This window comes from Kitasatospora sp. NPDC032757 (assembly GCF_055579305.1).
Genome location: NZ_JBVINN010000018.1, coordinates 70,205 through 94,158 on the forward strand (window position 1 = coordinate 70,205; position 23,954 = coordinate 94,158).

The 23,954-nt window shown below is 68.5% G+C and carries 33 protein-coding genes; 3 read left to right on the forward strand and 30 right to left on the reverse strand.

Annotated features, from left to right (window positions below; genetic code table 11):
* Positions 1–96 precede the first annotated feature (96 nt).
* From ACZ5WK_RS20995 to ACZ5WK_RS21110, 24 genes are all read right to left on the reverse strand, one after another.
* Positions 97–750 carry an adenylate kinase gene (locus ACZ5WK_RS20995; RefSeq protein WP_465548879.1) on the reverse strand — a complete coding sequence of 218 codons (654 nt, stop codon included), beginning with the start codon at positions 748–750 and terminating at the stop codon, positions 97–99.
* Complete coding sequence (gene secY, locus ACZ5WK_RS21000) at positions 750–2,060, reverse strand: preprotein translocase subunit SecY (protein ID WP_465548881.1); 1,311 nt, start codon at positions 2,058–2,060, stop codon at positions 750–752. Before secY ends, ACZ5WK_RS20995 begins: the two co-directional genes overlap by 1 nt.
* Positions 2,061–2,379: 319 nt before the next feature.
* Positions 2,380–2,832: a 50S ribosomal protein L15 gene (gene rplO, locus ACZ5WK_RS21005; RefSeq protein WP_396321459.1), complete on the reverse strand. Its 453-nt coding sequence runs from the start codon at positions 2,830–2,832 to the stop codon at positions 2,380–2,382.
* 1 nt (position 2,833) lies between these two features.
* Positions 2,834–3,016, reverse strand: coding sequence for a 50S ribosomal protein L30 (gene rpmD / locus ACZ5WK_RS21010; RefSeq protein WP_030300409.1), 183 nt, complete (start codon positions 3,014–3,016; stop codon positions 2,834–2,836).
* Positions 3,016–3,639, reverse strand: a complete 624-nt coding sequence (rpsE, locus tag ACZ5WK_RS21015; protein ID WP_030055834.1) for a 30S ribosomal protein S5 — start codon at positions 3,637–3,639, stop codon at positions 3,016–3,018. Before rpsE ends, rpmD begins: the two co-directional genes overlap by 1 nt.
* 48 nt (positions 3,640–3,687) lie before the next feature.
* Positions 3,688–4,071, reverse strand: a complete 384-nt coding sequence (gene rplR / locus ACZ5WK_RS21020) for a 50S ribosomal protein L18 (RefSeq protein WP_209414075.1) — start codon at positions 4,069–4,071, stop codon at positions 3,688–3,690.
* Between the two features lie 3 nt (positions 4,072–4,074).
* A complete protein-coding gene (rplF, locus tag ACZ5WK_RS21025; RefSeq protein WP_329488120.1) occupies positions 4,075–4,614 on the reverse strand; it encodes a 50S ribosomal protein L6 in 540 nt (179 codons plus the stop codon).
* 22 nt (positions 4,615–4,636) lie between these two features.
* Positions 4,637–5,044, reverse strand: a complete 408-nt coding sequence (rpsH, locus tag ACZ5WK_RS21030; RefSeq protein WP_030232489.1) for a 30S ribosomal protein S8 — start codon at positions 5,042–5,044, stop codon at positions 4,637–4,639.
* Positions 5,045–5,312: 268 nt separating this feature from the next.
* A complete protein-coding gene (locus ACZ5WK_RS21035; RefSeq protein WP_030393303.1) occupies positions 5,313–5,498 on the reverse strand; it encodes a type Z 30S ribosomal protein S14 in 186 nt (61 codons plus the stop codon).
* A 4-nt stretch (positions 5,499–5,502) separates the two neighbouring features.
* A complete protein-coding gene (gene rplE, locus ACZ5WK_RS21040; RefSeq protein ID WP_209414071.1) occupies positions 5,503–6,072 on the reverse strand; it encodes a 50S ribosomal protein L5 in 570 nt (189 codons plus the stop codon).
* Positions 6,072–6,383 carry a 50S ribosomal protein L24 gene (rplX, locus tag ACZ5WK_RS21045; RefSeq protein WP_030055828.1) on the reverse strand — a complete coding sequence of 104 codons (312 nt, stop codon included), beginning with the start codon at positions 6,381–6,383 and terminating at the stop codon, positions 6,072–6,074. The genes rplE and rplX overlap by 1 nt, the downstream gene beginning before the upstream one ends.
* Positions 6,384–6,398: 15 nt before the next feature.
* Positions 6,399–6,770, reverse strand: a complete 372-nt coding sequence (rplN, locus tag ACZ5WK_RS21050) for a 50S ribosomal protein L14 (protein WP_030393301.1) — start codon at positions 6,768–6,770, stop codon at positions 6,399–6,401.
* Between the two features lie 102 nt (positions 6,771–6,872).
* A complete protein-coding gene (gene rpsQ, locus ACZ5WK_RS21055; RefSeq protein ID WP_030055826.1) occupies positions 6,873–7,145 on the reverse strand; it encodes a 30S ribosomal protein S17 in 273 nt (90 codons plus the stop codon).
* A complete protein-coding gene (gene rpmC, locus ACZ5WK_RS21060) occupies positions 7,145–7,369 on the reverse strand; it encodes a 50S ribosomal protein L29 (protein ID WP_063348970.1) in 225 nt (74 codons plus the stop codon). The genes rpsQ and rpmC overlap by 1 nt, the downstream gene beginning before the upstream one ends.
* The gene (gene rplP / locus ACZ5WK_RS21065) at positions 7,369–7,788 is read right to left on the reverse strand and encodes a 50S ribosomal protein L16 (protein WP_030393299.1); all 420 of its coding nucleotides are present in this window, start codon (positions 7,786–7,788) and stop codon (positions 7,369–7,371) included. The genes rpmC and rplP overlap by 1 nt, the downstream gene beginning before the upstream one ends.
* Positions 7,789–7,792: 4 nt before the next feature.
* Positions 7,793–8,626, reverse strand: a complete 834-nt coding sequence (gene rpsC, locus ACZ5WK_RS21070; RefSeq protein ID WP_465548887.1) for a 30S ribosomal protein S3 — start codon at positions 8,624–8,626, stop codon at positions 7,793–7,795.
* On the reverse strand, positions 8,626–8,973 hold the full coding sequence (rplV, locus tag ACZ5WK_RS21075; protein ID WP_045304593.1) for a 50S ribosomal protein L22: 348 nt from the start codon (positions 8,971–8,973) through the stop codon (positions 8,626–8,628). Before rplV ends, rpsC begins: the two co-directional genes overlap by 1 nt.
* 50 nt (positions 8,974–9,023) lie before the next feature.
* Entirely contained in the window at positions 9,024–9,305 is a 282-nt protein-coding gene (gene rpsS, locus ACZ5WK_RS21080) for a 30S ribosomal protein S19 (protein ID WP_030055821.1), read from the reverse strand.
* Positions 9,306–9,316: 11 nt separating this feature from the next.
* The gene (rplB, locus tag ACZ5WK_RS21085; RefSeq protein WP_063348968.1) at positions 9,317–10,153 is read right to left on the reverse strand and encodes a 50S ribosomal protein L2; all 837 of its coding nucleotides are present in this window, start codon (positions 10,151–10,153) and stop codon (positions 9,317–9,319) included.
* 43 nt (positions 10,154–10,196) lie between these two features.
* Positions 10,197–10,514 carry a 50S ribosomal protein L23 gene (gene rplW / locus ACZ5WK_RS21090; protein ID WP_030280768.1) on the reverse strand — a complete coding sequence of 106 codons (318 nt, stop codon included), beginning with the start codon at positions 10,512–10,514 and terminating at the stop codon, positions 10,197–10,199.
* The gene (gene rplD / locus ACZ5WK_RS21095; protein WP_396321461.1) at positions 10,514–11,191 is read right to left on the reverse strand and encodes a 50S ribosomal protein L4; all 678 of its coding nucleotides are present in this window, start codon (positions 11,189–11,191) and stop codon (positions 10,514–10,516) included. The genes rplW and rplD overlap by 1 nt, the downstream gene beginning before the upstream one ends.
* Before the next feature lie 4 nt (positions 11,192–11,195).
* Positions 11,196–11,843: a 50S ribosomal protein L3 gene (rplC, locus tag ACZ5WK_RS21100; RefSeq protein ID WP_380435912.1), complete on the reverse strand. Its 648-nt coding sequence runs from the start codon at positions 11,841–11,843 to the stop codon at positions 11,196–11,198.
* A gap of 14 nt (positions 11,844–11,857) precedes the next feature.
* Complete coding sequence (gene rpsJ, locus ACZ5WK_RS21105) at positions 11,858–12,166, reverse strand: 30S ribosomal protein S10 (protein ID WP_012785157.1); 309 nt, start codon at positions 12,164–12,166, stop codon at positions 11,858–11,860.
* Between the two features lie 487 nt (positions 12,167–12,653).
* Complete coding sequence (locus ACZ5WK_RS21110) at positions 12,654–14,459, reverse strand: hypothetical protein (RefSeq protein ID WP_465548891.1); 1,806 nt, start codon at positions 14,457–14,459, stop codon at positions 12,654–12,656.
* A 650-nt stretch (positions 14,460–15,109) separates the two neighbouring features.
* Between ACZ5WK_RS21110 and ACZ5WK_RS21115 the strand changes: the two genes are divergently transcribed.
* Positions 15,110–16,960 (forward strand): hypothetical protein, encoded by a 1,851-nt coding sequence (locus tag ACZ5WK_RS21115; RefSeq protein WP_465548893.1) that lies wholly within the window; start codon positions 15,110–15,112, stop codon positions 16,958–16,960.
* A gap of 111 nt (positions 16,961–17,071) precedes the next feature.
* On the opposite strand, the gene ACZ5WK_RS21120 is transcribed toward ACZ5WK_RS21115, so the two are convergent.
* The 6 genes from ACZ5WK_RS21120 to rfbB form a co-directional block, all read right to left on the reverse strand.
* Positions 17,072–17,980, reverse strand: a complete 909-nt coding sequence (locus ACZ5WK_RS21120) for a glycosyltransferase family 2 protein (RefSeq protein WP_465548895.1) — start codon at positions 17,978–17,980, stop codon at positions 17,072–17,074.
* Between the two features lie 5 nt (positions 17,981–17,985).
* Positions 17,986–18,384 carry a DUF2304 domain-containing protein gene (locus ACZ5WK_RS21125; RefSeq protein WP_396321465.1) on the reverse strand — a complete coding sequence of 133 codons (399 nt, stop codon included), beginning with the start codon at positions 18,382–18,384 and terminating at the stop codon, positions 17,986–17,988.
* On the reverse strand, positions 18,381–19,070 hold the full coding sequence (locus ACZ5WK_RS21130) for a glycosyltransferase family 2 protein (protein WP_209414059.1): 690 nt from the start codon (positions 19,068–19,070) through the stop codon (positions 18,381–18,383). Before ACZ5WK_RS21130 ends, ACZ5WK_RS21125 begins: the two co-directional genes overlap by 4 nt.
* Before the next feature lie 68 nt (positions 19,071–19,138).
* Entirely contained in the window at positions 19,139–20,476 is a 1,338-nt protein-coding gene (locus ACZ5WK_RS21135) for a lipopolysaccharide biosynthesis protein (RefSeq protein WP_465548898.1), read from the reverse strand.
* On the reverse strand, positions 20,473–21,408 hold the full coding sequence (gene rfbD, locus ACZ5WK_RS21140) for a dTDP-4-dehydrorhamnose reductase (protein ID WP_465548900.1): 936 nt from the start codon (positions 21,406–21,408) through the stop codon (positions 20,473–20,475). Before rfbD ends, ACZ5WK_RS21135 begins: the two co-directional genes overlap by 4 nt.
* Positions 21,405–22,382, reverse strand: coding sequence for a dTDP-glucose 4,6-dehydratase (rfbB, locus tag ACZ5WK_RS21145; RefSeq protein WP_396321468.1), 978 nt, complete (start codon positions 22,380–22,382; stop codon positions 21,405–21,407). The genes rfbD and rfbB overlap by 4 nt, the downstream gene beginning before the upstream one ends.
* Positions 22,383–22,465: 83 nt before the next feature.
* Between rfbB and rfbA the strand changes: the two genes are divergently transcribed.
* Positions 22,466–23,341 carry a glucose-1-phosphate thymidylyltransferase RfbA gene (rfbA, locus tag ACZ5WK_RS21150; protein WP_465548902.1) on the forward strand — a complete coding sequence of 292 codons (876 nt, stop codon included), beginning with the start codon at positions 22,466–22,468 and terminating at the stop codon, positions 23,339–23,341.
* Positions 23,338–23,946, forward strand: coding sequence for a dTDP-4-dehydrorhamnose 3,5-epimerase (rfbC, locus tag ACZ5WK_RS21155; RefSeq protein WP_465548903.1), 609 nt, complete (start codon positions 23,338–23,340; stop codon positions 23,944–23,946). The genes rfbA and rfbC overlap by 4 nt, the downstream gene beginning before the upstream one ends.
* Positions 23,947–23,954 lie beyond the last annotated feature (8 nt).

Here is a 23,954-nt window from a genome sequence, read left to right on the forward strand (position 1 = left end):
TTGCCGGGCGGCCGTGCACTCGTTCCACCGTACGACGCCGTACGGCCGCGCTGCCCCGGGGAAGGGGAGCGCGGCCGTACGTACGTGTCCGGAAACTCAGCTGTCCTGCTTCAGCGCCCCGATCGCGCGCTGGGTGACCTCGTCCACCTTGCCGAGGGCCGGGATCGTCGCCACCAGGCCCTGCTGGGCGTAGTAGTCGATGATCGGCTCGGTCTCCGTGTGGTAGACCTCCAGGCGCGTGCGCACCTTCTCCTCGGTGTCGTCCGAGCGCTGGTACAGCTCGCCGCCGCACTCGTCGCAGACGCCCGCGGTCTTCGGCGGGTTGTAGTCCACGTGGAACACGTGGCCGCCGTCGTTGCGGCAGAGCCGACGGCCGGCGATGCGCCGGACGACCTCGTCCTCGGGGACCTCGAGGTCCAGCACGCCGTCCAGCGCGATGCCCTGCTCCGCGAGGAACTCGTCCAGCGCCTTGGCCTGGCCGAGGTTGCGGGGGAAGCCGTCGAGCAGGAAGCCCTTGGCGGCGTCGGGCTGGAGCATGCGGTCCTTGGCCATCCCGATGGTGACCTCATCCGGCACCAGGCGACCCGCGTCCATGTAGCTCTTGGCCTCGAGCCCCAGCGGGGTGCCCTGACCGATGTTGGCGCGGAACAGGTCGCCGGTGGAGATGTGGGGGATGGACAGGGTCTTGGCGAGCAGGTGCGCCTGAGTACCCTTCCCGGCCCCGGGAGGCCCGACGAGGACGATACGCATCAGCGGAGGAACCCTTCGTAATTGCGCTGCTGGAGCTGGCTCTCGATCTGCTTCACAGTTTCGAGTCCGACGCCGACGACGATGAGAACACTGGTGCCGCCGAACGGGAAGTTGGTCTGCTGTCCGAAGGCGACCAGGGCGATCATCGGGATCAACGCGATCAGGCCCAGGTAGAGCGAACCCGGCCACGTGATGCGGGTGAGCACGTAGTTCAGGTACTCGGCCGTCGGTCGGCCGGCCCGGATGCCCGGGATGAACCCACCATACTTCTTCATATTGTCGGCAACTTCTTCGGGGTTGAAGGAGATCGCGACGTAGAAGAAGGCGAAGAAGACGATCAGCAGGAAGTAGGTCGCCATGTAGATCGGGTGGTCACCCTTGACGAAGTTCGTCCTGATCCAGACCGCCCAGCTCGCCTGGCTGTTGGTCAGCTGGACCACCAGCGCGGGGATGTACAGCAGGGACGAGGCGAAGATGACCGGGATGACACCGGCCTGGTTCACCTTGAGCGGGATGTAGGTCGAGGTGCCGCCGAAGGCCCGCCGCCCGATCATCCGCTTCGCGTACTGGACGGGGATCCGGCGCTGGGCCTGCTCCACGAAGATGACCAGCATCACAACGATGACGCCGACCGCGACCACGGAGAGGAACTCGACCCAGCCGCCGCCGATGGTGCCGGACGTCTTGATCGCCCACATCGAGGACGGGAACTGCGCCGCGATCGAGGTGAAGATCAGCAGCGACATGCCGTTGCCGATGCCGCGGTCGGTGATCAGCTCGCCGAGCCACATGATGAACGTGGTGCCGGCGGTCATCGTGAGGACCATGACGGCGATCCGGAACACCCCGGTGTCCGGCACGACCTGGTTGCCCACGGGGCAGTTCGAGAACAGCGCGCCGCTGGAGGCCGTCGCCACGATGCCGGTGCCCTGGAGCACGGCGAGCGCGATGGTCAGGTACCGGGTGTACTGGGTGATCTTCGCGGTGCCGGCCTGCCCCTCCTTCTTCAGCGCCTCGAGCCGCGGGATCACGACGGTGAGGAGCTGGAGGATGATGCTGGCGGTGATGTACGGCATGATGCCGAGCGCGAAGATCGTCAGCTGGAGGAGCGCGCCACCGCTGAACAGGTTGACGAGCCCGAACAGACCGCTGTTCTTGGACGCCTTCACACAGGCGTTGACGGCCTGGAAGTCCACCCCGGGTACCGGGATGTGCGAACCCAGCCGGAACAGCACCATGATGCCCAGCGTGAACAGCAGCTTCTTGCGCAGGTCGGGCGTCTGGAACGCCCGCGCGAACGCACTGAGCACGGTGCCTCCTGCGCCTCCCGCGCGTCGTCGGCGGGAGGGTCGGTCCTGAATGGGGAGTTTTCGGTTCGGGCCCCCGTACAGACGGCACAGGCGAGCCTACGCGCAGCCTACAAGGGAACTCCACGGACTCTAACAGTGCGCGGCCACTCGAAAGAAGCGCGTACGGCCCCTCCCCCACTCACGGGGTACGGGATGCCCGGGTTTGCCACACAAAAGAACGAGGCCCGCACCTACCGGGGAGCGGGCCGGGCGGCGGCGGGAAAAGCACGAGCCCCGCACCTCCCGGAGGAGGTGCGGGGCTCGTGGGAAGTCAGCGGGCTCAGACGAGCTCGGTGACGGTACCGCCGGCGGCGGTGATCTTCTCGGCGGCGGAGCCGGAGACGGCGTCCACCGTCACCTGCAGGGCAACCGAGATCTCGCCGGTGCCGAGCACCTTGACGAGGGAGTTCTTGCGAACCGCGCCCTTGGCGACCAGGCCCTCGACGGTGACCTCGCCACCCTGCGGGTAGAGCTCGGCCAGCTTGTCGAGGTTGACAACCTGGAACGTGATCTTGAACGGGTTCTTGAAGCCCTTCAGCTTCGGCAGGCGCATGTGGAGCGGCATCTGGCCACCCTCGAAGCGCTGCGGAACCTGGTAGCGGGCCTTGGTGCCCTTGGTACCACGACCGGCGGTCTTACCCTTGGAGCCTTCACCACGACCGACACGGGTCTTGGCGGTCTTGGCACCCGGGGCGGGACGCAGGTTGTGCACCTTGATCGGCGAGTCAGCCATCTCAGTCCACCTCCTCGACCGTGACGAGGTGACGCACGGTCTGGGCCATCCCGCGGATCTCGGGACGGTCCTCCTTGACGACCACATCGTGCATGCGCTTCAGACCCAGCGAGCGCAGCGTCTCGCGGTGGTTCTGCTTGCTGCCGATGTAGGACTTGGTCTGCGTGATCTTCAGGCGAGCCATCAGGCGCTCACCCCTGCAGCACGAGCCCGCAGCAGAGCGGCGGGAGCCACGTCCTCCAGCGGCAGGCCACGACGGGCGGCGATCTCCTCGGGGCGCACGAGGCCCTTCAGAGCGGCCACGGTGGCGTGCACGATGTTGATCGCGTTGTCGGAGCCGAGCGACTTCGACAGGATGTCGTGGATACCGGCGCACTCCAGCACGGCACGCACCGGGCCACCGGCGATAACACCGGTACCGGGGGCAGCCGGCTTCAGGAGCACGACGCCGGCAGCCTTCTCGCCCTGGATCGGGTGCGGGATGGTGCCCTGGATACGGGGGACCTTGAAGAAGTTCTTCTTGGCCTCCTCAACACCCTTGGCGATGGCGGCCGGAACCTCCTTCGCCTTCCCGTAACCGACACCCACGGTGCCGTCACCGTCGCCCACCACGACCAGCGCGGTGAAGCTGAAACGACGACCACCCTTGACAACCTTGGCGACACGGTTGATCGCAACGACACGCTCGACGTAAGCGGTCTTCTCGACGGCGGGGGCGTTACCCCGGTCGTCACGCTTACGGTCGCGCCGCTCGCCACCGCCGGTGCCGCCGCCGGCGCCGCTACCGCGGCGCTGGGGTCCAGCCATTGGAATTACCTCTCTCGATTACGTCCGTCGACTGAGCCGACGAGCGGCTTAGAAGTCGAGCCCGGCCTCACGGGCAGCATCGGCCAGAGCGGCGATGCGGCCTGCGTACCGGTTGCCCGCGCGGTCGAAGACGACCGACTCGATGCCGGCGGCCTTGGCGCGCTCGGCGACCAGGCTCCCGACCTTCTTGGCCAGCTCGGTCTTGTCGCCCTCGACGCCCTTGATGGACACGTCGAGAGTGGACGCCGACGCCAGGGTGTGACCCTTGGCGTCGTCGATGACCTGGGCGACCATGTGACGGTTCGAGCGCGTCACGACGAGGCGCGGACGCACCTCGGTGCCGACGACGCGCTTGCGAACGCGGATCGCGCGGCGCTTGCGAGCGGCGCTCTTGTAGGCGTTGCCCTTGCCGATCTTGACAGAGACGCTCATCGCTTACTTACCACTCTTTCCGACCTTGCGGCGGATGACCTCGCCCGCGTACTTGACGCCCTTGGCCTTGTACGGGTCGGGCTTGCGCAGCTTGCGGATCTTTGCGGCGACCTCGCCGACCTTCTGCTTGTCGATACCGTCCACGTGGAACTTGGTGGCCGACTCGACGACGAAGGTGATGCCCTCAGGGGCCTCGACCAGGATCGGGTGGCTGTAGCCCAGCTGGAACTCCATGTTGGAGCCCTTCGCCAGAACTCGGTAGCCGACGCCGCTGATCTCCAGCGACTTGCGGTAGCCCGCGGTCACGCCGGTGATCATGTTCGCCACCAGCGTGCGGGAAAGGCCGTGCAGGGCCTTCGACAGACGCTCGTCGTTGGGGCGGGTGACGAGCAGCGTGCCGTCCTCGCCCTTGCCGATCTCGATCGGCGCGGCGACGTGGTGGGTGAGGGAGCCCTTCGGGCCCTTCACCGAGACCGCCTGGCCATCGATGGTGACGTCCACGCCGGCGGGAACCGGGATGGGCAGCCGTCCAATGCGCGACATTGCTGTACCTCCGTTTCCCGAATTACCAGACGTAGGCGAGAACTTCTCCGCCTACGCCCTTCTTGGCAGCCTGCTTGTCGGTGAGGAGACCGGAGGACGTGGAGATGATCGCCACGCCCAGGCCGCCGAGAACCTTCGGCAGGTTAGTGGACTTTGCGTAGACCCGCAGGCCCGGCTTGCTGATCCGCTTGATGCCAGCGATCGAGCGCTCACGGTTGGGGCCGAACTTGAGCTCGATGGTCAGCTTCTTGCCGACCTCGCCCTCAACGGGCTCCTCAACCTTGTAGGAGGAGATGTACCCCTCCTGCTGCAGGATCTGGGCGACGTGCGCCTTGATCTTGCTGGCCGGCATCGCCACGGTGTCGTGGTACGCCGAGTTCGCGTTACGCAGACGCGTGAGCATGTCTGCGATGGGGTCGGTCATGGTCATGATGGCCTCAGGCCTCTCTCGCCGTGGTTTCTCCGCGCCAGGTCCCCCTGCCGCACTCCGAGGAGTGCGGCAGGGGCACAGACGCAGGGGACCTGCGGCGTCGTAAGACTGGGTGCGAGCCCTCCGAAGAGGGTCGACGGCAGCTATGGAGCTCCCGCGACAGGGGGCCCGACCTCACTACCTTACGGGATTCCGTACGTAGCCCCAAAAAGGGGCGCTGTGGGATCGGGCACACCTGCTTCGCTATGGCGTTACCGCGAGGTCCTGACTACCAGGAGCTCTTGGTCACGCCCGGCAGCTCGCCGCGGTGGGCCATCTCACGGAGGCACACACGGCAGAGGCCGAACTTGCGGTACACCGAGTGCGGACGGCCGCAGCGCTGGCACCGGGTGTAGGCCCGGACGCCGAACTTCGGCTTCCGCTCGGCCTTCGCGATGAGGGACTTCTTCGCCATTGGCTCACGCCTCCTTGAACGGGAAGCCCAGAGCACGCAGGAGCGCCCGGCCCTCGTCGTCGGTCTGAGCGGTGGTCACGACGGTGATGTCCATACCGCGCTGACGGTCGACCTTGTCCTGGTCGATCTCGTGGAACATAACCTGCTCGGTCAGACCGAAGGTGTAGTTGCCACGGCCGTCGAACTGCTTGGGGGAGAGACCACGGAAGTCACGGATACGCGGCAGGGCCAGCGTCACCAGACGGTCCAGGAACTCCCACATGCGGTCACCACGGAGGGTGACGTGGGTGCCGATCGGCTGGCCCTCGCGCAGCTTGAACTGCGCGATGGACTTGCGAGCCTTGGTCACGGCCGGCTTCTGACCGGTGATCGCGGTCAGGTCGCGGATCGCGCCCTCGATCAGCTTGCTGTCACGGGCGGCCTCGCCGACACCCATGTTGACGACGACCTTGACCAGGCCGGGCGTCAGCATGACGTTCTCGTACGAGAACTGCTCCTGCAGCTGACCCTTGATCTCGGAGTTGTAACGCTCCTTGAGGCGGGGGGTCACCTTCTCAACAGACGTCTCAGACATCAGATGTCCTCACCGGTTCGCTTGGCAACGCGGATCTTGTTGCCCTCGTCATCGAAGCGGTAGCCAACGCGGGTGACGACCTTCTTGCCGTCCTTCTCCACGACCAGCTGGACGTTGGAGACGTGCACCGGGGCCTCGACGGTGACAATGCCACCCTGAGTGCCCGGGCCCGGCTTGGTGTGCTTCTTGACCCGGTTCACACCCTCGACCAGGACCTTGTTCTCGGCGGGCATGGCCTGGATGACCTTGCCCTGCTTGCCGCGGTCCTTGCCGGTGATGACCTGGACCAGGTCACCCTTCTTGATCTTCATGCTGTTCGCCATGGGTTAGAGCACCTCCGGCGCAAGCGAGATGATCTTCATGAACTTCTTGTCGCGCAGCTCGCGGCCCACCGGGCCGAAGATGCGGGTACCGCGGGGGTCACCGTCGGTGTTCTTGAGAACGACAGCGGCGTTCTCGTCGAACCGGATGTACGAACCGTCGGGACGACGGCGCGACTTCACGGTACGGACGACGACGCACTTGACGACGTCACCCTTCTTCACCGAACCGCCGGGGATCGCGTCCTTGACGGTGGCGACGATGACGTCCCCGATACCGGCGTAGCGGCGACCGGAGCCACCGAGAACGCGGATGCAAAGGATTTCCTTCGCGCCCGTGTTGTCGGCGACACGCAGTCGCGACTCCTGCTGGATCACAGCTTTCTCCTGATCGTCAACGAGAGCTGACGGGCCGGCCGCTGCTCACACCAGCGCCCGCAAGGGGCCTGGTGCACATACGGCCGTACCGCATCAACTTCGTTACTTGGCCTTCTCGAGGATCTCGACGACGCGCCAGCGCTTCGTCGCGGACAGCGGGCGGGTCTCCGCGAGGAGGACCCGGTCGCCGATGCCGCAGGCGTTCGCCTCGTCGTGCGCCTTCAGCTTGTTCGTACGGCGGATGACCTTGCCGTACAGCGCGTGCTTGACGCGGTCCTCGACGGCGACGACGACGGTCTTGTCCATCTTGTCGCTGACGACGAGGCCCTCACGGGTCTTGCGGAAACCGCGCGTCTCGTTGGTGTTCTCAGTCATCAGGCGTTCTCCACCGTCTCGATGCCCAGCTCGCGCTCGCGCATCAGGGTGTAGATCCGCGCGATGTCCTTACGGACGAGCTTGAGCCGTCCGTGGTTGTCGAGCTGCCCGGTCGCCGCCTGGAAGCGGAGGTTGAACAGCTCCTCCTTGGCCTCACGGAGCTTGGCAACGAGACCCTCGTTGTCCAGCTCGCGGAGGTCAGCAGCCTTGGTGCCGGCCGACATCAGCTCTCACCTGCCTCGCGCCGGATGATCCGGCACTTCATCGGGAGCTTGTGAGCTGCGCGGGTCAGCGCCTCACGAGCCACCTTCTCGTTGGGGTACGACAGCTCGAACATGACCCGACCCGGGTGCACGTTCGCGATCCACCACTCGGGCGAACCCTTACCGGAACCCATGCGGGTCTCGGCCGGCTTCTTGGTGAGCGGACGGTCCGGGTAGATGTTGATCCAGACCTTGCCGCCACGCTTGATGTGACGGGTGACGGCGATACGAGCGGACTCGATCTGCCGGTTCGTCACGTAGGCCGGGGTGACGGCCTGGATGCCGTACTCGCCGAAGGCGAGCTCGGTGCCACCCTTGGAGGCGCCACGGCGCTTCGGGTGGTGCTGCTTGCGGTGCTTGACCCGACGGGGGATCAGCATTGGGTCAGGCCTCCGTTCCGGTGTTCTCGGCAGCCGGCGTGTCGACCGTCGCCGGGGCCCCCTGAGACGCGGGGGCCTCGGTGGCGGGACGACGGCCACGGCCACCACGCTCGCCACCACGGCGCTCGCCACCGCGGGCGGGACGACCACCCTCGGGACGGGCCGGACGGTTGCCCGAGCGGGCAGCGGCGTTCTCAGCGCGGACCTCGGCGATGTTCTTGACGTCGCCCTTGTAGATCCAGACCTTCACGCCGATGCGGCCGAAGGTCGTCTTGGCCTCGAAGAAGCCGTAGTCGACGTTCGCGCGCAGGGTGTGCAGCGGCACACGGCCCTCGCGGTAGAACTCCGAACGGCTCATCTCGGCGCCGCCGAGACGACCGGAGCACTGGACCTTGATGCCCTTGGCGCCGGACTTCATGGTGCCCTGCATCGACTTGCGCATGGCGCGGCGGAAGGAGACGCGGGAGGACAGCTGCTCCGCGACGCCCTGAGCCACGAGCTGGGCGTCCAGCTCGGGGTTCTTGACCTCGAGGATGTTCAGCTGGACCTGCTTGCCGGTCAGCTTCTCGAGGTCGCCGCGGATGCGGTCGGCCTCGGTGCCACGGCGGCCGATGACGATGCCGGGGCGAGCGGTGTGGATGTCAACGCGGACGCGGTCGCGGGTGCGCTCGATCTCGACCTTGGAGATGCCGGCGCGCTCCATGCCCTTCGTCATCATGCGACGAATGGCGACGTCTTCCTTGACGTAGTCCTTGTACAGCTTGTCGGCGTACCAGCGGGACTTGAAGTCCGTGCTGATGCCGAGGCGGAACCCGTGCGGGTTAACCTTCTGGCCCATTACCGGGTCCCTTCCTTGCTGCTGACGACCACGGTGATGTGGCTGGTCCGCTTGCGGATCCGGTAGGCACGGCCCTGGGCGCGCGGACGGAACCGCTTCAGGGTCGGGCCCTCGTCAACGTACGCCTCGCTGATGACGAGGTCGTCCACGTTGGAGTGGTTGTAGTTGTGCGCGGCGTTGGCAATGGCGCTGTCGAGCACCTTGCCGACCGGCACGGTCGCGGCCTGCGGAGCGAAACGCAGGACCGCCTGGGCCTCCGTGGCGTTCAGGCCACGGATGAGGTCCACCACGCGGCGGGCCTTCATGGGCGTGACGCGGATGTACCGCGCCTGGGCCCTGGCTTCCATGGTTGTCCCCTTGCTGGTGTCAGTCATTGAGTCGGTAATCTCGCCGGCGACTAGCGACGCTTCGACTTGCGGTCGTCCTTGACGTGACCGCGGAAGGTACGCGTCGGCGCGAACTCGCCGAGCTTGTGGCCGACCATCGACTCGGTGACGAACACCGGGACGTGCTTACGGCCATCGTGCACCGCGATCGTGTGGCCGAGCATGGCCGGGAAGATCACGGAGCGACGGGACCAGGTCTTGATGACGTTCTGGGTACCCGCCTCGTTCTGCGCGTCCACCTTCTTGAGAAGGTGGCCGTCAATGAAGGGGCCCTTCTTGAGACTGCGCGGCATCTGACCTGCTCCTAGCGCTTCTTGTTGGTCTTGCGGCGGCGCACGATGAGGGCGTTCGAAGCCTTCTTCGGGCTACGAGTGCGACCCTCCTTCTGGCCCCACGGCGAGACCGGGTGGCGACCACCGGAGGTCTTACCCTCACCACCACCGTGCGGGTGGTCGATCGGGTTCATGGCCACACCACGCACGGTCGGGCGGACGCCCTTCCAGCGCATACGGCCGGCCTTGCCCCAGTTGATGTTCGACTGCTCGGCGTTGCCGACCTCGCCGACGGTCGCGCGGCAGCGCGCGTCGACCAGGCGGATCTCACCGGAGGGCATGCGCAGGTGCGCCATCTTGCCCTCACGCGCCAGCAGCTGAATGCCGGCACCGGCGGAGCGGGCCATCTTGGCACCGCCACCGGGACGCAGCTCCACCGCGTGGATGGTCGTACCGACCGGGATGTTGCGAAGCGGCAGGTTGTTACCGGGCTTGATGTCGGCGCCAGCGCCGTTCTCGATCCGGTCACCCTGCGCGATGCCGCGCGGCGCGATGATGTAGCGCTTCTCGCCGTCCGCGTAGTGCAGGAGCGCGATGCGCGCGGTGCGGTTCGGGTCGTACTCGATGTGCGCGACCTTGGCCGGCACGCCGTCCTTGTCGTGACGACGGAAGTCGATCACGCGGTAGGCGCGCTTGTGTCCGCCACCCTGGTGGCGAACGGTGATCCGACCGGCGTTGTTACGGCCGCCCTTGCTGTGCAGGGGGCGAACCAGCGACTTCTCCGGCGTGGACCGCGTGATCTCTACGAAGTCGGCCACGCTGGAGCCACGACGGCCCGGCGTAGTCGGCTTGTACTTGCGGATGCCCATTTGGCTCTCTCGTCCTCGTCCTTATCGACGATCACGATCTCCGTTAGGAGACCGGACCACCGAAGATGTCGATGCGGTTGCCCTCGGCCAGCGTCACGATGGCGCGCTTGGTGTCCTTGCGCTTGCCAAAGCCCGTCTTGGAGCGCTTGCGCTTGCCCTGACGGTTGATCGTGTTGACAGCCTCGACCTTGACCGAGAAGACCGCCTCGACGGCCTGCTTGATCTGGGTCTTGTTGGCGCCCGGCGACACGATGAACGTGTACTTGTTCTCGTCGAGAAGGCTGTAGCTCTTCTCGGAGATGACCGGCTTCACCAGGACGTCACGGGGGTCCGTGAACGTCTTGCTCGTAACGTCGCTCATCAGGCGGCGCTCCCTTCGAGCTCGCCCTCAGCGGCAACGGCCTTGGCGGACGCGGCCGGACCGGCCACGAAACGCTCGAAGGCGGCCTGGGTGAAGACCACATCGTCGGAGACGAGCACGTCGTAGGTGTTCAGCTGACCGGCGTCCAGGATGTGCACGTTCGGCAGGTTACGAGCGGACTTGAGGCCCAGCTCGTCCGCACGCTCGACGACCAGGAGGACGTTCTTGCGCTCGGTGATCTTGCCGAACAGGCTCTTGGCGGCCTTGGTCGACGGCGCCTCGGTCGCGGTCACGTCGGTGATGACGTGGATGCGGTTGTGGCGGGCCCGGTCGGTGAGCGCACCGCGCAGGGCGGCGGCGATCATCTTCTTCGGGGTCCGCTGCGAGTAGTCGCGCGGCACGGGACCGTGCACAACGCCACCGCCGGCGAACTGCGGCGCACGGGTCGAGCCCTGACGGGCGCGGCCGGTGCCCTTCTGGCGGTACGGCTTCTTGCCGCCGCCGCGGACCTCGCCACGAGTCTTGGTCTTGTGGGTGCCCTGACGGGCCGCAGCGAGCTGCGCCACGACGACCTGGTGCATCAGCGGAACGCTGACCTTCGCGTCGAAGATCTCGGCCGGCAGCTCGAGGCTGCCGGTCTTGTCGCCCGAGGGCGACAGGATGTCAATGGTGCTCATATCCTCACAGCCCCTTCGCCGCGGTGCGGACGAGGACGAGGCCGCCGTTCGGGCCCGGGATTGCGCCCTTGATCAGGAGCAGCCCCTTCTCCGCGTCAACGGCATGGATGGTCAGGTTCTGGGTGGTCACACGCTCGTGGCCCATCCGGCCGGCCATCCGTACGCCCTTGAACACGCGACCCGGGGTGGCGCAGCCACCGATCGAGCCGGGCGAGCGGTGCTTGCGCTGCACACCGTGACCGGCGCCGAGGCCCCGGAAGTTGTGGCGCTTCATGACACCGGCGAAGCCCTTGCCCTTGGAGGTGCCGGTCACGTCGACCTTGACACCCGCCTCGAACAGCTCCGCGGTGATCTCCTGGCCCAGGGTGTACTCGGACGCGTCCGCGGTACGGAGCTCGACCAGGTGGCGACGCGGGGTGACACCGGCCTTGGCGAAGTGACCCGCGAGGGGCTTGTTCACCTTGCGGGGGTCGATCTCGCCGAAGCCGATCTGGACGGCGTCGTAGCCGGCCGGGCTGTCGGCGGTGTGGACCTGGGTCACGACATTGGGCCCAGCCTTGACGACGGTCACCGGAACGATCCGGTTGTTCTCGTCCCAGACCTGGGTCATGCCGAGCTTCTCGCCCAGGATGCCCTTAATCTGCTTAGCCATCTTCGGTGTGCCTCTCAGAGCTTGATCTCGATGTCGACACCAGCCGGCAGGTCGAGACGCATCAGCGAGTCAACCGTCTTCGGCGTGGGGTCGAGGATGTCGATCAGACGCTTGTGAGTGCGCATCTCGAAGTGCTCGCGCGAGTCCTTGTACTTGTGCGGCGAGCGGATGACGCAGTACACGTTCTTCTCAGTGGGCAGCGGCACCGGGCCCGCGACCTGCGCACCAGTGCGAATGACGGTCTCGACGATCTTCTTCGCCGAGGAGTCAATCACCTCGTGGTCGTAGGCCTTGAGCCGGATGCGGATCTTCTGTCCCGCCATGGCTACTCAGTAGTCCTTTGTGTCGTCTGCTGCTTCTACGGCCGGATTCATCCAGGTGGACTGTGTCCGGTGGTGCCCCTGGGTGGTTACCTCCGACCCCCGCGCTCGGGCGTGTCGCCCTGTCGCTTGCAAAAAATCCGGCACGAGGTTTCCCTCTGCGGATTTCCCACGGGATCGGTGAGGTCTTGCACCCACCAGGCGCCGGATCGAGGCCCCGCCCACGCTTCCCGGAAGATTCCCGTACGTCCGCCCCGCAGCTGCCGCGGTGTCGACTTCACACCACTGCGTTCACACATTTCACGTGAACACATGAACGGCCATCACGGGAACGACGAGTACTTGGGACTCGCTTCCAGTCCTCCCGGCGGGAGGCGCGCAGCATCGGCACTCAACCGAGCAACTTGGACATACTGCCACATGGAGCAGCAACAAAGCCAATCGGGGCCGGTGAGGTCTCCCTCACCGGCCCCGGTCCCGCACGTGCGGACTACTTCTTCTGTTCCTTCAGCCAGGGGGCCTCCCGGCCGCAGACCGCCGGCCAGTCCTCGGTGCTCACGTTGGCGCACCAGATGAAGCCCTTGTCCGTCTCCGGCTTCCAGTCCTTGGTGATGATGTCCGCGCACTTCGCCACCGGGGAGAACTTCGGGCAGGTGCCGTCCTTCTTCTTGATGGTGTGAGCCCGCCAGGCGTCCAGGCCCATGCTGTTGGTGGACTCCGCCTGCGGCATGTAGCGGTCCACCGACCAGGAGGCGCCCATCGTCGCGAACAGCGCCATCGCGCAGATCAGGCCGGCGGCCAGCTGCCGGGTGACCCGGACCGGGATGGCCGGCCCCTCGGCGGTGCGGCCGCTGGAGCGCAGAGTCCGCTCCAGCCAGCCGGCGCCACGCTCCAGGCCGGTCATCAGGCCCACCACGGCGAGGATCAGCAGGCAGTACATGATGATCCAGGTGGTCCGCGGGTACAGCTGGATCATCTGCGAGTGCGCCATGTGCGAGGCGAACCAGAACCGCAGCAGCCAGGCACCGGCCAGCACCGCCGCCGCCACCCGGACCACCATGCTGCGCAGGCCCAGGCCCACCCCGATGCCGACCGCCGTGATCAGCATGATCGCGAAGCCGGTCTGGCCGGCCAGCTCGCCCGACTGCGGCCAGTTGTGGTAGGTCAGCTGGCCGTTGCGGTCCGACATCCAGCCGAGCACGTACGCCGGGTCGACGTAGTTGACGATGTAGGCGTACCGGTCCGGGGTGTCGGCGCCGAGCTTCACGATCTGGTACAGCAGCGGGGAGCCGATGGCCCCGGCGGTCACCACGGTCGTGGCCAGGAACACCAGGCCCCGGCGGACGGTCTGCCGGCCGCGCCGCCACGGGAAGACGAAGAGGGTCAGCAGGAAGACGCCCGGCGCCGACCACAGGTACCAGCCCGAGTACCAGAGGAAGAGCACGCCGAAGACGATGCCGAAGCCCGCGCCGCGCAGCAGCAGCGACCGGGTCGACTGCTCCCCCGCCCGGCGCAGCTCACGCAGGCAGGCCGCCAGCAGCGGCAGCAGGACGATCATCGTCACGTGGCTGTACGGGCGGATCGGGTCCAGGAACACCAGCGCGGACGGAACGGCGATGGCCAGCGCCCAGAACGGCCGCAGCATGAGCCGCCAGGCCAGGTAGCTCATCGGTCCGACCAGGGCGCTGCAGACGATCTGCAGGTCGTGCAGGGCGAAGCCGGCGCCGCCGACCCCGCCGTAACGGATCTCCGACCAGAGCGCCACCGCGGCCGGGAAGAGCGGCGGGTAGACGCCGGAGAGGCCCTTGTCGTGCATCATCGACGTCGCCATGTCGACGAGCACGCTCGGGTCGCCCTCCTGGCCGCCGAGGGGCCAGGGGGTGCCGCGCAGGGCGACGACCACGCCGCCGGCGACGACGCCGGTCGCCAGGCCCGCCAGGGCCGCGCAGACCAGCCGCTGGACCAGCGCGTGCCGACGCAGTCCGCCCCGGTAGGCGGTATAGACCAGCACCCCCAGAATCGGCAGGCCGACCATCGCCGCGTACTGCTGGATCTTGGCCAGGCCACTGACCTGTCCGATCCGGTTCATCGGGTTCACGCTGATGTGCCGGCAGAGAAGGGTGAAGCCCAGGGCCGCCACCACGCTGACCAGGACCTCACCGGCCACCAGCACCCAGCGGCGGTCGATCCACCGGTCGCCGGGCGAGCCGGCCGCCGCGCCGTCGGAGCGGGTCGTGCCGCTCCCGTCGGGGGAAAGCTCCGATCCGCTGGGCCGGTCGGTTGCCAGATCGGTCATGTCGCTTCACTTCCATAGGGCTGCGGACGTCTGCTGAGCGGTGCCGGGCGGGGTTCGGCCCCTGTGGACAGTACCGCCCGGTGAAAGCGTGCCGGGACACCACTACCAGTACCGGCGCCCCGGGTGCTTCGGCCGGCGGGGGCGGAACACTCCTGAGCCGGGGCCGGGGAGGCGTATCGCACAGGTATACCCCACCAGCCAGCGAAAAGCATATACAGTTCACCGTCATATCGAGCGGGCGGCCGGGCCTCATCACCGGCCGCGCCGCACCGCGGGCCCGGGCGACTACGACGCGGCCGGGCCCGACCCGCGGGAGAAGTCGGTACGGATTGTGGACATGTCACCACCATCCCTCCGGATCGCCACCGAAGTCTGCCATGCACCCCTGGCCCGGGCCAGCGTGACCAAGCGGCCGTCAGACCGCGTTCTGCGCAGAAATCGCGTGCTGGACAGGGGCCCTGACGGCTTTCCGCCATTTTGCGCGCACTTTGCCATCGGCCGGTCGCGGACCGCCCGCCCAGCAGCCGAACCGGCGGGAGGTGGCGTGATCACCCCCTGGCAGAATCAATCGAGCAAGTGAGTGACCAGCCCCGGATGCTCCTGTCGGTCCGTCTCCAACCGGACCCACCCCGGCCACTAAGGACCCAGCAGTGACGAGCCTCCAGACCGCGTCCGTCGCGGCCGATCACCAGCGGAGCCCCCTGCCGCACAGGGGCGGGACGCGAGACGGGCACGTCGGCGTCCGTCTCCTGGTAGCCGAGGGCCTGGTCGCCGTCGCGGCGTCACTGCTGATCACCTACCTCGCCCGGTTCATCGAACTGGACCCGATGACCCGGATCGGGCAGGTCAGCGGCCTCGCCGCACTGCAGCTCCAGCTGCTGGTGCTGCTCGGCGTCATCCTGCTGGTCTGCATCCCGGCCATGCGCCGGTGGCCCGAAGCGCCGCTGCGGTTCGCGGCGGCGGGCGTCGCCGGGCTCGCATCCGGCGTCACCGCGTCCGGCATCTCGCTCGCGCTGCGCGACACCACCTGGCCGCTCAACGGGCAGGGCGGTGACGCGGGCGCGCTGCAGGCCTGGGCCGGCGCCCTGATGGACGGCAAGCCGCTCGACGGCGCCTACCCCCCGATGTTCCCGCACCTGGTGGCCTGGACGGCCGAGTACTTCACCGGCGGCGACGCCGGCCACGCCATGAAGCTGGTCTGCCTCCTCTTCACGGCCCTGCTCGGCCCGGTCGCCTACCTGTCCTGGCGGCTGTTGCTCCCGCCGCTGTGGGCGCTGGGCATCGGCGTCACCGCGTCGCTGCCGATGATGCAGCCCTACAAGCCGTACACCAACCTCGTCCTGGTCGCCCTCGTACCGCTGCTCGGCAAGCTGATACAGGTGCTCCAGCGTTCCGCCGAACTCCCGCGCAGGCGCGCCGCGTTCCAGGGCGGCGCGCTGGGCCTGGCGATCGGCCTGCTGTTCATCCTCTACTCGGGCTGGTTCGTCTGGTCCGCGCTCGGCATCGTCGTGCTGACGGTCGCGGTGGTGCTCCGGGTCCGGCGGGACGCCGGGACCCAGGCCCTGGTGACGGCGGGCACCACCATCCTCACCGCCTCCGCGGTCTTCCTCGCGGTCGCGGGCACCTATCTGGTGCGCCTGCTCTCCTCGGCCGGCTCGACCGTCGACCGGTACTGCTACTTCGACACCTACGTCGAACCCACCTACTTCGCCATGTGGCGCGACGACCTTCCGGGCTCGGAAGCCTGGAGCACCTGGCCGCTGCCGGGCGAGCTCGGCGGGGTCGGGCTCTTCTCGATCGTCCTGCTCGCCGGCCTCGGCATCGCCCTGGCCCTCGGTATCGACCGCCCGTCGGTCCTCGTCGCCGCCGCGTGCGCGGCCAGCGCCCTGGTCATGCGCTACTGGTTCGCCTCCCACATGGAGCGGGACCAGGCGGTCATGCTGTACCCGCGCACCAGCGCCCAGCTGCTCCACTGCACGCTCCTGCTCACCGGCCTCGCCTGTTACCTGGCCGCCCGCCGGTGGGGCGCCGGCCGCGACCGGGCCGCGCCGGCCGGTACGGCCCGGGTGCTCCCCCGGTTCACCCCGCGCGCGGTCGCCGTCGGCGCGCTCTGCAGCCTCGGCCTGCTGTTCGGGATGGCCGGCTCGGCCACCGTCGACAAGTTCATGCCGAACCACCGGGGCGGCGAGTCGGCCACCGCCGACGCGGCCGTGCCGCACCCCCAGGGCGGCGACTCGGCCACCGCCGACAAGTCCACGCCGAACCAGCAGGGCAGCTCTCCCAGCGACCTCGCCTGGTACGCCCAGACCACCGCCGGCCCCGACGGACACTGCTCGAAGTACGCGCCGAACAACCACTGCCAGAAGCCGGTCGACCTCTCCTCCCAGCTCGTCAGCCCGCCCGACCAGGGCACGCTGGGCTGCCCCACGTCCAACCCCTTCCCGGTCCGGCCCAAGGCCGCCGGCGTGGTCGGCACCGTGATGACCCTGCTGGCCGACTGACCCGCCACCGGGGAACGCGAAGAGCCCGGCCCCGCTGCCTGAGCAGCGGGGCCGGGCTCTTCTCCGTTCGACGCCCTGCTCCGGAGGCCGGAGCGGCGGTTCGGTCCCCGGTCAGCCCTCGTGGCGCTGGCCGCCGGTGAAGGCGTGCCGCGCCAGGACCTTCACGCCGGCGCTCTGGCCCCGGCGCAGGGCGCCCGGGAGCATCGTGATGGCGTGGAAGCGCGAGGCACTGCGCACCCGGGCCGCACGTGCCGCCTTGGGCCAGCCACGGGCGTCCATCCGCTCGGCCACCGCGTTGAAGTAGCGCTCCGCCTCGGTGAAGCGGGTACCCGAGAAGGCCTGCACCGACGACTCGCTGACCGCGTGCCGGCGGTACTGGAAGACGGTGGTGGTGTTGTCCACCATCATCGACTCGCCGCGCTCCAGCAGGTCGACCACCAGCGCCAGGTCCTGGATCACCGAGTACTCGTCACGGAAGTTGACCGCGCGCAGGGCCTCGCCCCGCCAGCAGATCGACGGGAAGTACAGCCAGTTGCCGCGCAGCACGCTGGCCGCCAGCTCCTCGCCGCCCATCAGGCGCCGGCCCTTGACGTTCGGGGCGTACAGCTTCCCCTTCACGTTGTCGGCCAGGCCGTAGGTGACCACACCGTCGCCGTCGATCACCTCGACGCCCGGCTGCACCATGCCCAGGTCCGGGTTGTCCTTGAGGATCGCCCGGACGGTCTCCAGGTAGTGCGGGTGCAGCAGGTCGTCGCAGCCCATGATGACCACGTGGTCGGCCGTGGAGAGCTCCACGCACTTCTGGAAGTTCTTGGTGATCCCGAGGTTCTGCTCGTTGCGCAGGTACCGCACCCGGTCGTCACCGAGCTCGGCGAACCAGCCCGGGACGTCCGGCTCCTTGCCGTCGTCGACGACGGTGAGCCGGAGGTCCGGGTCGCTCTGGCCCAGGATGCTGCGTACCGCGGCCTGCATCAGGGCCACGTCGCCGTAGTACGGCAGCATGAACTCGAAGGTGGCCATGACGGTCAGACTCCGCTGCGGTCGGCCGGGGCCGAGACCGGGAGGTCCAGGTCGAACCGCTCCTCGTTCAGCCGGGCGCCCTCGTTGATCGCCACGGTGCGGGCGAGGTCGGTGAGCTTCTTCTCCAGCGAGCGGAAACGCAGGAAGGTGTTCAGCGTCAGGAAGCCCATGGCCAGGACCATCACGTACAGCACCAGGTCGGTGCCGCGGCCGACGCCCATCTTGTGCGCGATCCAGGTCACGTCGCCGGGGCGCAGGATCGCGTAGATGTTCGCGATCACGAAGACGGAGAAGGCGATGCGCTTCCAGGCCCGGGTGTTCGCTGCGTCCCAGCGCCGGATGAACATGAACGCAAGGGAGACCGCGCCCAAGATCAGAACCAGCTGGATCCAGAAGTAGTTCATCGGCGGCCACGCTCCCGAAGCGAAATGTCGAAGATGATGTTGACGCCGTTGATCAGGGACTGACCCTTGGCGCGTGAGTAGTCGGTGTAGAGGATGTCGACCGGGAGCTCCGCCACCCGGAGGTCGGCTCCGGCCAGGAAGCTGACGATCTCCGAGGCGTGGGCCATGCCGTTCATGGTGATCCGCAGCCGGCTGGCCGCCTCACGGTTGAGGACCCGCAGGCCGTTGTGCGAGTCGGTGAGCTTGAGCTTGCGCGCGGTGGGGCTGACCGTCGCGGCGGTCCGCAGGACGACCCGCTTGATCCACGGCACCTGGCCGTTCTGCTCGATGAAGCGCGAGCCGAGGACCACGTCGGCCTCGCCCGCACGGAGCACCGCGACCATCTTCTCGACGTCGGCGGTCTGGTGCTGGCCGTCCGCGTCGAAGGTGGCGAAGTACTTGGCGTCGGGCTGGGCGAGCGCGTAGGCGAGGCCGGTCTGCAGCGCCGCGCCCTGGCCGAGGTTGACCGGGTGCCGCACCAGGTGCGCACCGGTGGTCATGATGTGCTTGGCGGAGTCGTCCGCACTGCCGTCATCGACCACAACGATGTTGGGGAACGTCTTGCGCGCTCCCTCCACAACGTCAGCGATCACCTGGCCTTCGTTGTAGGCCGGGATCACCAGCCAGACATCGTCGTACTGGGACACGGGGGCTCCATGTTCGGGGTGTCGCCCGCGCTCGTGCGCGGCAATCTGTATATCGGGGGCCGATGCGGTCATTCGCCGACCACCCCGGCACTCAGGGTAGACACAGCCTGACCCGACGTGCTCTGCGCGGAACCGGCCTGGCTCGCCGTCGAACCGGGGAAGCTGCGCCTGAGCGCCGCCAGCATACCGAGCACGGTGGCCACCGATCCGGCCGCGTAGGCCAGGATCACGCGGGTGGACACCTCGCCCGGCAGGAAGGTGACCCCGGCGAGGACCACGGTGCCGACCGCCCAGCAGAGCAGCTGGAGGTTGTGCCGTTTGAATACCATCAGCGCCTGGCCGAGCACCATCGCGAACATGTACGCCACGGTTCCGGCGGACATCCAGAAGAAGTCGAGGCAGCCGAGCACCGGCTTGGCGCCGAACAGCACCTGGATCAGCCAGGGGCCGAGAGCCACCGCCGGGATCCCGCCGAGCAGGCCCAGCAGGCCGACCACGGCGCCGATCCGGCGGAGCATGCCGGTGAAGGCCGCGCGGTCGCCGACCGCGATCGCCGCGGACAGCCCGTTGAGCAGCGAGGCCTGCAGCGAGCCGAACACGAACAGCGGGACCCGGGCCAGCACCAGCGCGTTGAGCAGCGCCGCGATCAGGGCCGAGTCCGACGGGGCGAGCAGCTTGGTGCTCACCACGGCGGCGTTCACCACGACCTGGGAGAGCAGGGTCGAGCAGATCAGCAGGCCGAGCCCGGAGCAGAGCTCGGACCAGGGGATCCGGGGCCCGGGCTTGACCACCCGCAGCAGCGCGGGCAGCGTCACCAGGGTGGCGGCGATCGGCGCGACGGCGAGGATCAGGCTGAACGCCAGGGCGGAGTGCACGCCGGCGAGGCCGCAGGCGAAGGCGAGCCCGATCCGCAGACCGCCGTCGATGCCGAGCTGCGTGCCGTAGGCGCCGAAGCGGCCGAGGCCGGCCAGCACGCCGCGGGTGAGGTAGCAGACCGCCATGCCGGCGAACGCTCCGCCCAGCGCGAGCACCAGCGAGCGGTCGCCGTGGAACATCACGTCGGCGATCTTCCCGGAGCCGGCGCCCAGCGCGAGCAGGACGGTGCCGAGGATCGCCCCCGTCAGCAGGGTGGCCCGGCGCAGGACCGGGGTGGCGCCGTGGCCGAGGGCGGCCCGGGCCGCGACGATCCGGGTGAGCTCCTGCTCGATCGGGAAGAACACGCCGATGCCGACGGACATCACGATCGTCCAGAGCAGTGAGACGTTCGCCATGTCGTCGACCGACAGGCTGTGGCCCGCCACACCGAGGTGGATGTACGAGGCGGCGCCGAGCACGACGGTGCCGCCGGCCACCGCCAGGGTTCCCGGCGGTAGCGCGGCGGCCACCTTCGTCAGCGGATTCTTCACTGAGATCTGTCGCTCTCGGTCGTCCGGGCCGCGGTGGCCAGTTCGGTGAAGACGGGCGTGCCGAGCGCCTCGGCGAGTTGGTCACGCCAGTCGGGCAGCGGGCTCAGGCCCGCGGCCGCCCAGCGCTCGTGGCCCAGCACGCTGAACGCGGGCCGGACGGCCGGGGTGACGAAGGCCGCGGAGGTGGTCGGGCGGATCCGCTCCGGGTCCAGCCCGCTCAGCCGGTACGTCTCACGGGCCAGCCCGAACCAGGTGGTCCGGCCGCTGCCGGTGCCGTGGTAGACCCCGGCCGGGGCCCGTCCGGCGAGCGCGGCCAGGCCGAGCGCGACGAGGTGCCGCGCGAGGGCGAGCGACCAGGTCGGCTGGCCCTGCTGGTCCTCGACCACGTCGAGGGTGTCGCGCTGGGTGGCGAGCCTGAGCATGGTGGCGACGAAGTTCTTGCCGTGCTCGCCGTACAGCCACGCGGTGCGCACGACGTAGCCGTGCTCCGGGAGGAGCTCGGCCACGGCCTGCTCCCCCACCAGCTTGCTGCGGCCGTAGGCGTTGACCGGGCCGGTCGGCGCGGTCTCGGCGTACGGCTCGGTGGCGTCGCCGGGCAGCACGTAGTCGGTGGAGACGTGCAGCAGCCGGGCACCGGTCTTGGCGCAGGCGGCGGCCAGGTGGCGCACGCCGGTTCCGTTGACGGCGGTGGCGGCCTCCTCGGCGCTCTCGGCGCCGTCGACGTTGGTCCAGGCCGCGCAGTTGACGACGACGTCGTGGCCCTCGACGGCGGCCAGCACGGCCGCCGCGTCGGTGATGTCGAGGTCGGCCCGGCCCACGGCGGTGACCTCGGCGGACCCGTCGGCGGCCAGGACCGCGAGCAGGTCCTGGCCGAGCATGCCGCCCGCGCCGGTGACGAGCCAGCGGACCTGGCCGGAGGCGTTGGCGGTCACTTCTCCAGAGCCGCCTTCGTCTTCAGCGGCTCCCACCAGGCGCGGTTCTCGCGGTACCAGGCGATGGTGGCGGCGAGGCCGTCCTCGAAGCGGACCTGCGGCTCGTAGCCGAGCTCCTCGCGGATCTTGCTGATGTCGATCGAGTAGCGCAGGTCGTGGCCCTTGCGGTCGGCGACGTGCTCGACCATGTCCCAGCCGGCGCCGGCGGCCTCGAGCAGCAGGCCGGTGAGCTCCTTGTTGGTGGCCTCGGTGCCGCCGCCGATGTTGTAGACCTCACCGGCGCGGCCGCCGCGCATGACCAGCTCGATGCCCCGGCAGTGGTCCGAGACGTGCAGCCAGTCGCGGACGTTGCCGCCGTCGCCGTACAGCGGCACCTTCTTGCCGTCGATCAGGTTGGTGGTGAACAGCGGGATGACCTTCTCCGGGAACTGGTAGTGCCCGTAGTTGTTGGAGCAGCGGGTCACCACGACGTCCATGCCGTGCGTGCGGTGGTATGCCAGCGCCAGCAGGTCCGAGGAGGCCTTGGAGGCCGAGTACGGGGAGTTCGGCACCAGCGGCCACTCCTCCGTCCAGGAGCCCTCGTTGATCGAGCCGTACACCTCGTCGGTGGAGATGTGCACGAAGCGGCCGACGCCGTGCTTGCGGGCGGCGTCCAGCAGGACCTGGGTGCCGACGACGTTGGTCAGCACGAAGGGGCCGGCACCCGCGATCGAGCGGTCCACGTGGGACTCGGCCGCGAAGTGGACGACGACGTCATGGCCGGGCATGACCTGGTCGACGGCGTCGACGTCGCAGATGTCACCCCGGACGAAGGAGTAGCCGCTGTGGCCCGCCACCGGCGCCAGGTTGGCCTCGACGCCCGAGTACGTGAGCTTGTCGAAGACAGTGATCTGGTCAGTGGTGTCGGCGCCCAGGAGCTGGCGGACGAATTCAGAACCGATGAAGCCGGCACCGCCGGTCACGAGGATGCGCATAGTGCGGCGTAGTCTACCGTCGCGCCGGCGCCCCCACCGACCCGGGCCTCACCCGCCGCTCGGGACTCGAATAAGGTGCACGCATGCGTGGAATCCTTCTGGCCGGCGGCACCGGCTCGCGGCTCTGGCCGCTGACCCGGGCGGTGTCGAAGCAGCTCCTCCCGGTCTTCGACAAGCCGATGATCTACTACCCCCTCTCGACCCTTGTGATGGCGGGGATCAGCGAGATCCTGATCATCACCACCCCGAACGACAGGGAGCAGTTCGAGCGCCTGCTGGGCGACGGCTCCCAGTTCGGTCTCCGCCTGGAGTACGCCGTCCAGGAACGCCCCGAGGGCATCGCCCAGGCCTTCGTGCTGGGCGCGGACTTCATCGGCGACGAGCCCGTCGCGCTGATCCTCGGCGACAACATCTTCCACGGCAGCGGCCTCGGCACCCGGCTCGCCGAGCACACCGACGCCAAGGGCGGCCGGGTCTTCGCCTACCCGGTGGCCGACCCGACCGCGTACGGCGTGGTGGAGTTCGACGAGGACGGCCAGGTCATCTCCATCGAGGAGAAGCCGACCGAGCCCAAGTCCCGTTACGCCGTTCCCGGCCTGTACTTCTACGACAACCGCGTGGTCGAGATCGCCCGCGGCCTGAAGCCCAGCGCCCGCGGCGAGCTGGAGATCACCGCCGTCAACGAGGCCTACCTCCAGGCCGGCGACCTCCACGTGACGATCCTCGACCGGGGCACCGCCTGGCTGGACACCGGCACGTTCGTCTCGATGGTGCAGGCCTCGGAGTTCGTCCGGGTCATCGAGGAGCGCCAGGGCTTCAAGATCGGCTGCATCGAGGAGGCGGTCTGGCGGGCCGGCCTGATCGACGACGCGCAGCTGCGTGAGCTCGCCGAGCCGCTGCTCAAGAGCGGCTACGGCCAGTACCTGGTGGCACTGCTGGACGAGGAGAGCGCGCGGTGAAGTTCAACGAGCTGTCCATCGAGGGCGCCTGGGAGATCACGCCCCAGCTGCACGGCGATCCCCGTGGTCTGTTCACCGAGTGGTTCCGATTCGACAAGCTGGCCGAGGTGGTCGGCCACCCGCTGCGGCTGGCCCAGGCCAACCTCTCGGTCTCCAGCCGCGGTGTCGTGCGCGGCATCCACTTCGCCGACGTCCCGCCCGGCCAGGCCAAGTACGTGACCTGCGTGCGCGGCGCGGTGCTGGACGTCATCGTGGACCTGCGGGTCGGCTCGCCGACCTTCGGCCGCTGGGAGGGCGTGCGGCTCGACGAGGACGAGCGCAAGGCCGTCTACATCTCCGAGGGCCTGGGCCACGGATTCTGCGCGCTCAGCGACGACGCGACGCTCAGCTACCTGTGCTCCGAGACGTTCAACCCGACCGGTGAGCACGGCGTGCACCCGCTCGACCCGGACCTCGGCATCGAGTGGCCGGCCGACGCCCCGCAGCTCTCCGCGAAGGACGCCCAGGCGCCTTCGCTGGCCGAGGCCCTGGCCGGCGGCCTGCTGCCGGACTACAAGGCCGTCAAGGAGTTCACCGCGGGCCTGAGCAAGGCCTACCAGGCCTGATCCGGGAC

Coding starts and splice junctions, on each gene's coding strand:
- ACZ5WK_RS20995 (WP_465548879.1), bottom strand. CDS start 750: ATGCGTATCGTCCTCGTCGGGCCTCCCGGGGCCGGGAAGGGTACTCAG.
- rplO (WP_396321459.1), bottom strand. CDS start 2,832: ATGGCTGACTCGCCGATCAAGGTGCACAACCTGCGTCCCGCCCCGGGT.
- rpmD (WP_030300409.1), bottom strand. CDS start 3,016: ATGGCTCGCCTGAAGATCACGCAGACCAAGTCCTACATCGGCAGCAAG.
- rpsE (WP_030055834.1), bottom strand. CDS start 3,639: ATGGCTGGACCCCAGCGCCGCGGTAGCGGCGCCGGCGGCGGCACCGGC.
- rplR (WP_209414075.1), bottom strand. CDS start 4,071: ATGAGCGTCTCTGTCAAGATCGGCAAGGGCAACGCCTACAAGAGCGCC.
- rplF (WP_329488120.1), bottom strand. CDS start 4,614: ATGTCGCGCATTGGACGGCTGCCCATCCCGGTTCCCGCCGGCGTGGAC.
- rpsH (WP_030232489.1), bottom strand. CDS start 5,044: ATGACCATGACCGACCCCATCGCAGACATGCTCACGCGTCTGCGTAAC.
- ACZ5WK_RS21035 (WP_030393303.1), bottom strand. CDS start 5,498: ATGGCGAAGAAGTCCCTCATCGCGAAGGCCGAGCGGAAGCCGAAGTTC.
- rplE (WP_209414071.1), bottom strand. CDS start 6,072: ATGTCTGAGACGTCTGTTGAGAAGGTGACCCCCCGCCTCAAGGAGCGT.
- rplX (WP_030055828.1), bottom strand. CDS start 6,383: ATGAAGATCAAGAAGGGTGACCTGGTCCAGGTCATCACCGGCAAGGAC.
- rpsQ (WP_030055826.1), bottom strand. CDS start 7,145: ATGACTGAGAACACCAACGAGACGCGCGGTTTCCGCAAGACCCGTGAG.
- rpmC (WP_063348970.1), bottom strand. CDS start 7,369: ATGTCGGCCGGCACCAAGGCTGCTGACCTCCGCGAGCTGGACAACGAG.
- rplP (WP_030393299.1), bottom strand. CDS start 7,788: ATGCTGATCCCCCGTCGGGTCAAGCACCGCAAGCAGCACCACCCGAAG.
- rpsC (WP_465548887.1), bottom strand. CDS start 8,626: ATGGGCCAGAAGGTTAACCCGCACGGGTTCCGCCTCGGCATCAGCACG.
- rplV (WP_045304593.1), bottom strand. CDS start 8,973: ATGGAAGCCAGGGCCCAGGCGCGGTACATCCGCGTCACGCCCATGAAG.
- rpsS (WP_030055821.1), bottom strand. CDS start 9,305: ATGCCGCGCAGTCTCAAGAAGGGCCCCTTCATTGACGGCCACCTTCTC.
- rplB (WP_063348968.1), bottom strand. CDS start 10,153: ATGGGCATCCGCAAGTACAAGCCGACTACGCCGGGCCGTCGTGGCTCC.
- rplW (WP_030280768.1), bottom strand. CDS start 10,514: ATGAGCGACGTTACGAGCAAGACGTTCACGGACCCCCGTGACGTCCTG.
- rplD (WP_396321461.1), bottom strand. CDS start 11,191: ATGAGCACCATTGACATCCTGTCGCCCTCGGGCGACAAGACCGGCAGC.
- rplC (WP_380435912.1), bottom strand. CDS start 11,843: ATGGCTAAGCAGATTAAGGGCATCCTGGGCGAGAAGCTCGGCATGACC.
- rpsJ (WP_012785157.1), bottom strand. CDS start 12,166: ATGGCGGGACAGAAGATCCGCATCCGGCTCAAGGCCTACGACCACGAG.
- ACZ5WK_RS21110 (WP_465548891.1), bottom strand. CDS start 14,459: ATGACCGATCTGGCAACCGACCGGCCCAGCGGATCGGAGCTTTCCCCC.
- ACZ5WK_RS21120 (WP_465548895.1), bottom strand. CDS start 17,980: ATGGCCACCTTCGAGTTCATGCTGCCGTACTACGGCGACGTGGCCCTG.
- ACZ5WK_RS21125 (WP_396321465.1), bottom strand. CDS start 18,384: ATGAACTACTTCTGGATCCAGCTGGTTCTGATCTTGGGCGCGGTCTCC.
- rfbB (WP_396321468.1), bottom strand. CDS start 22,382: ATGCGCATCCTCGTGACCGGCGGTGCCGGCTTCATCGGTTCTGAATTC.
- rfbA (WP_465548902.1), top strand. CDS start 22,466: ATGCGTGGAATCCTTCTGGCCGGCGGCACCGGCTCGCGGCTCTGGCCG.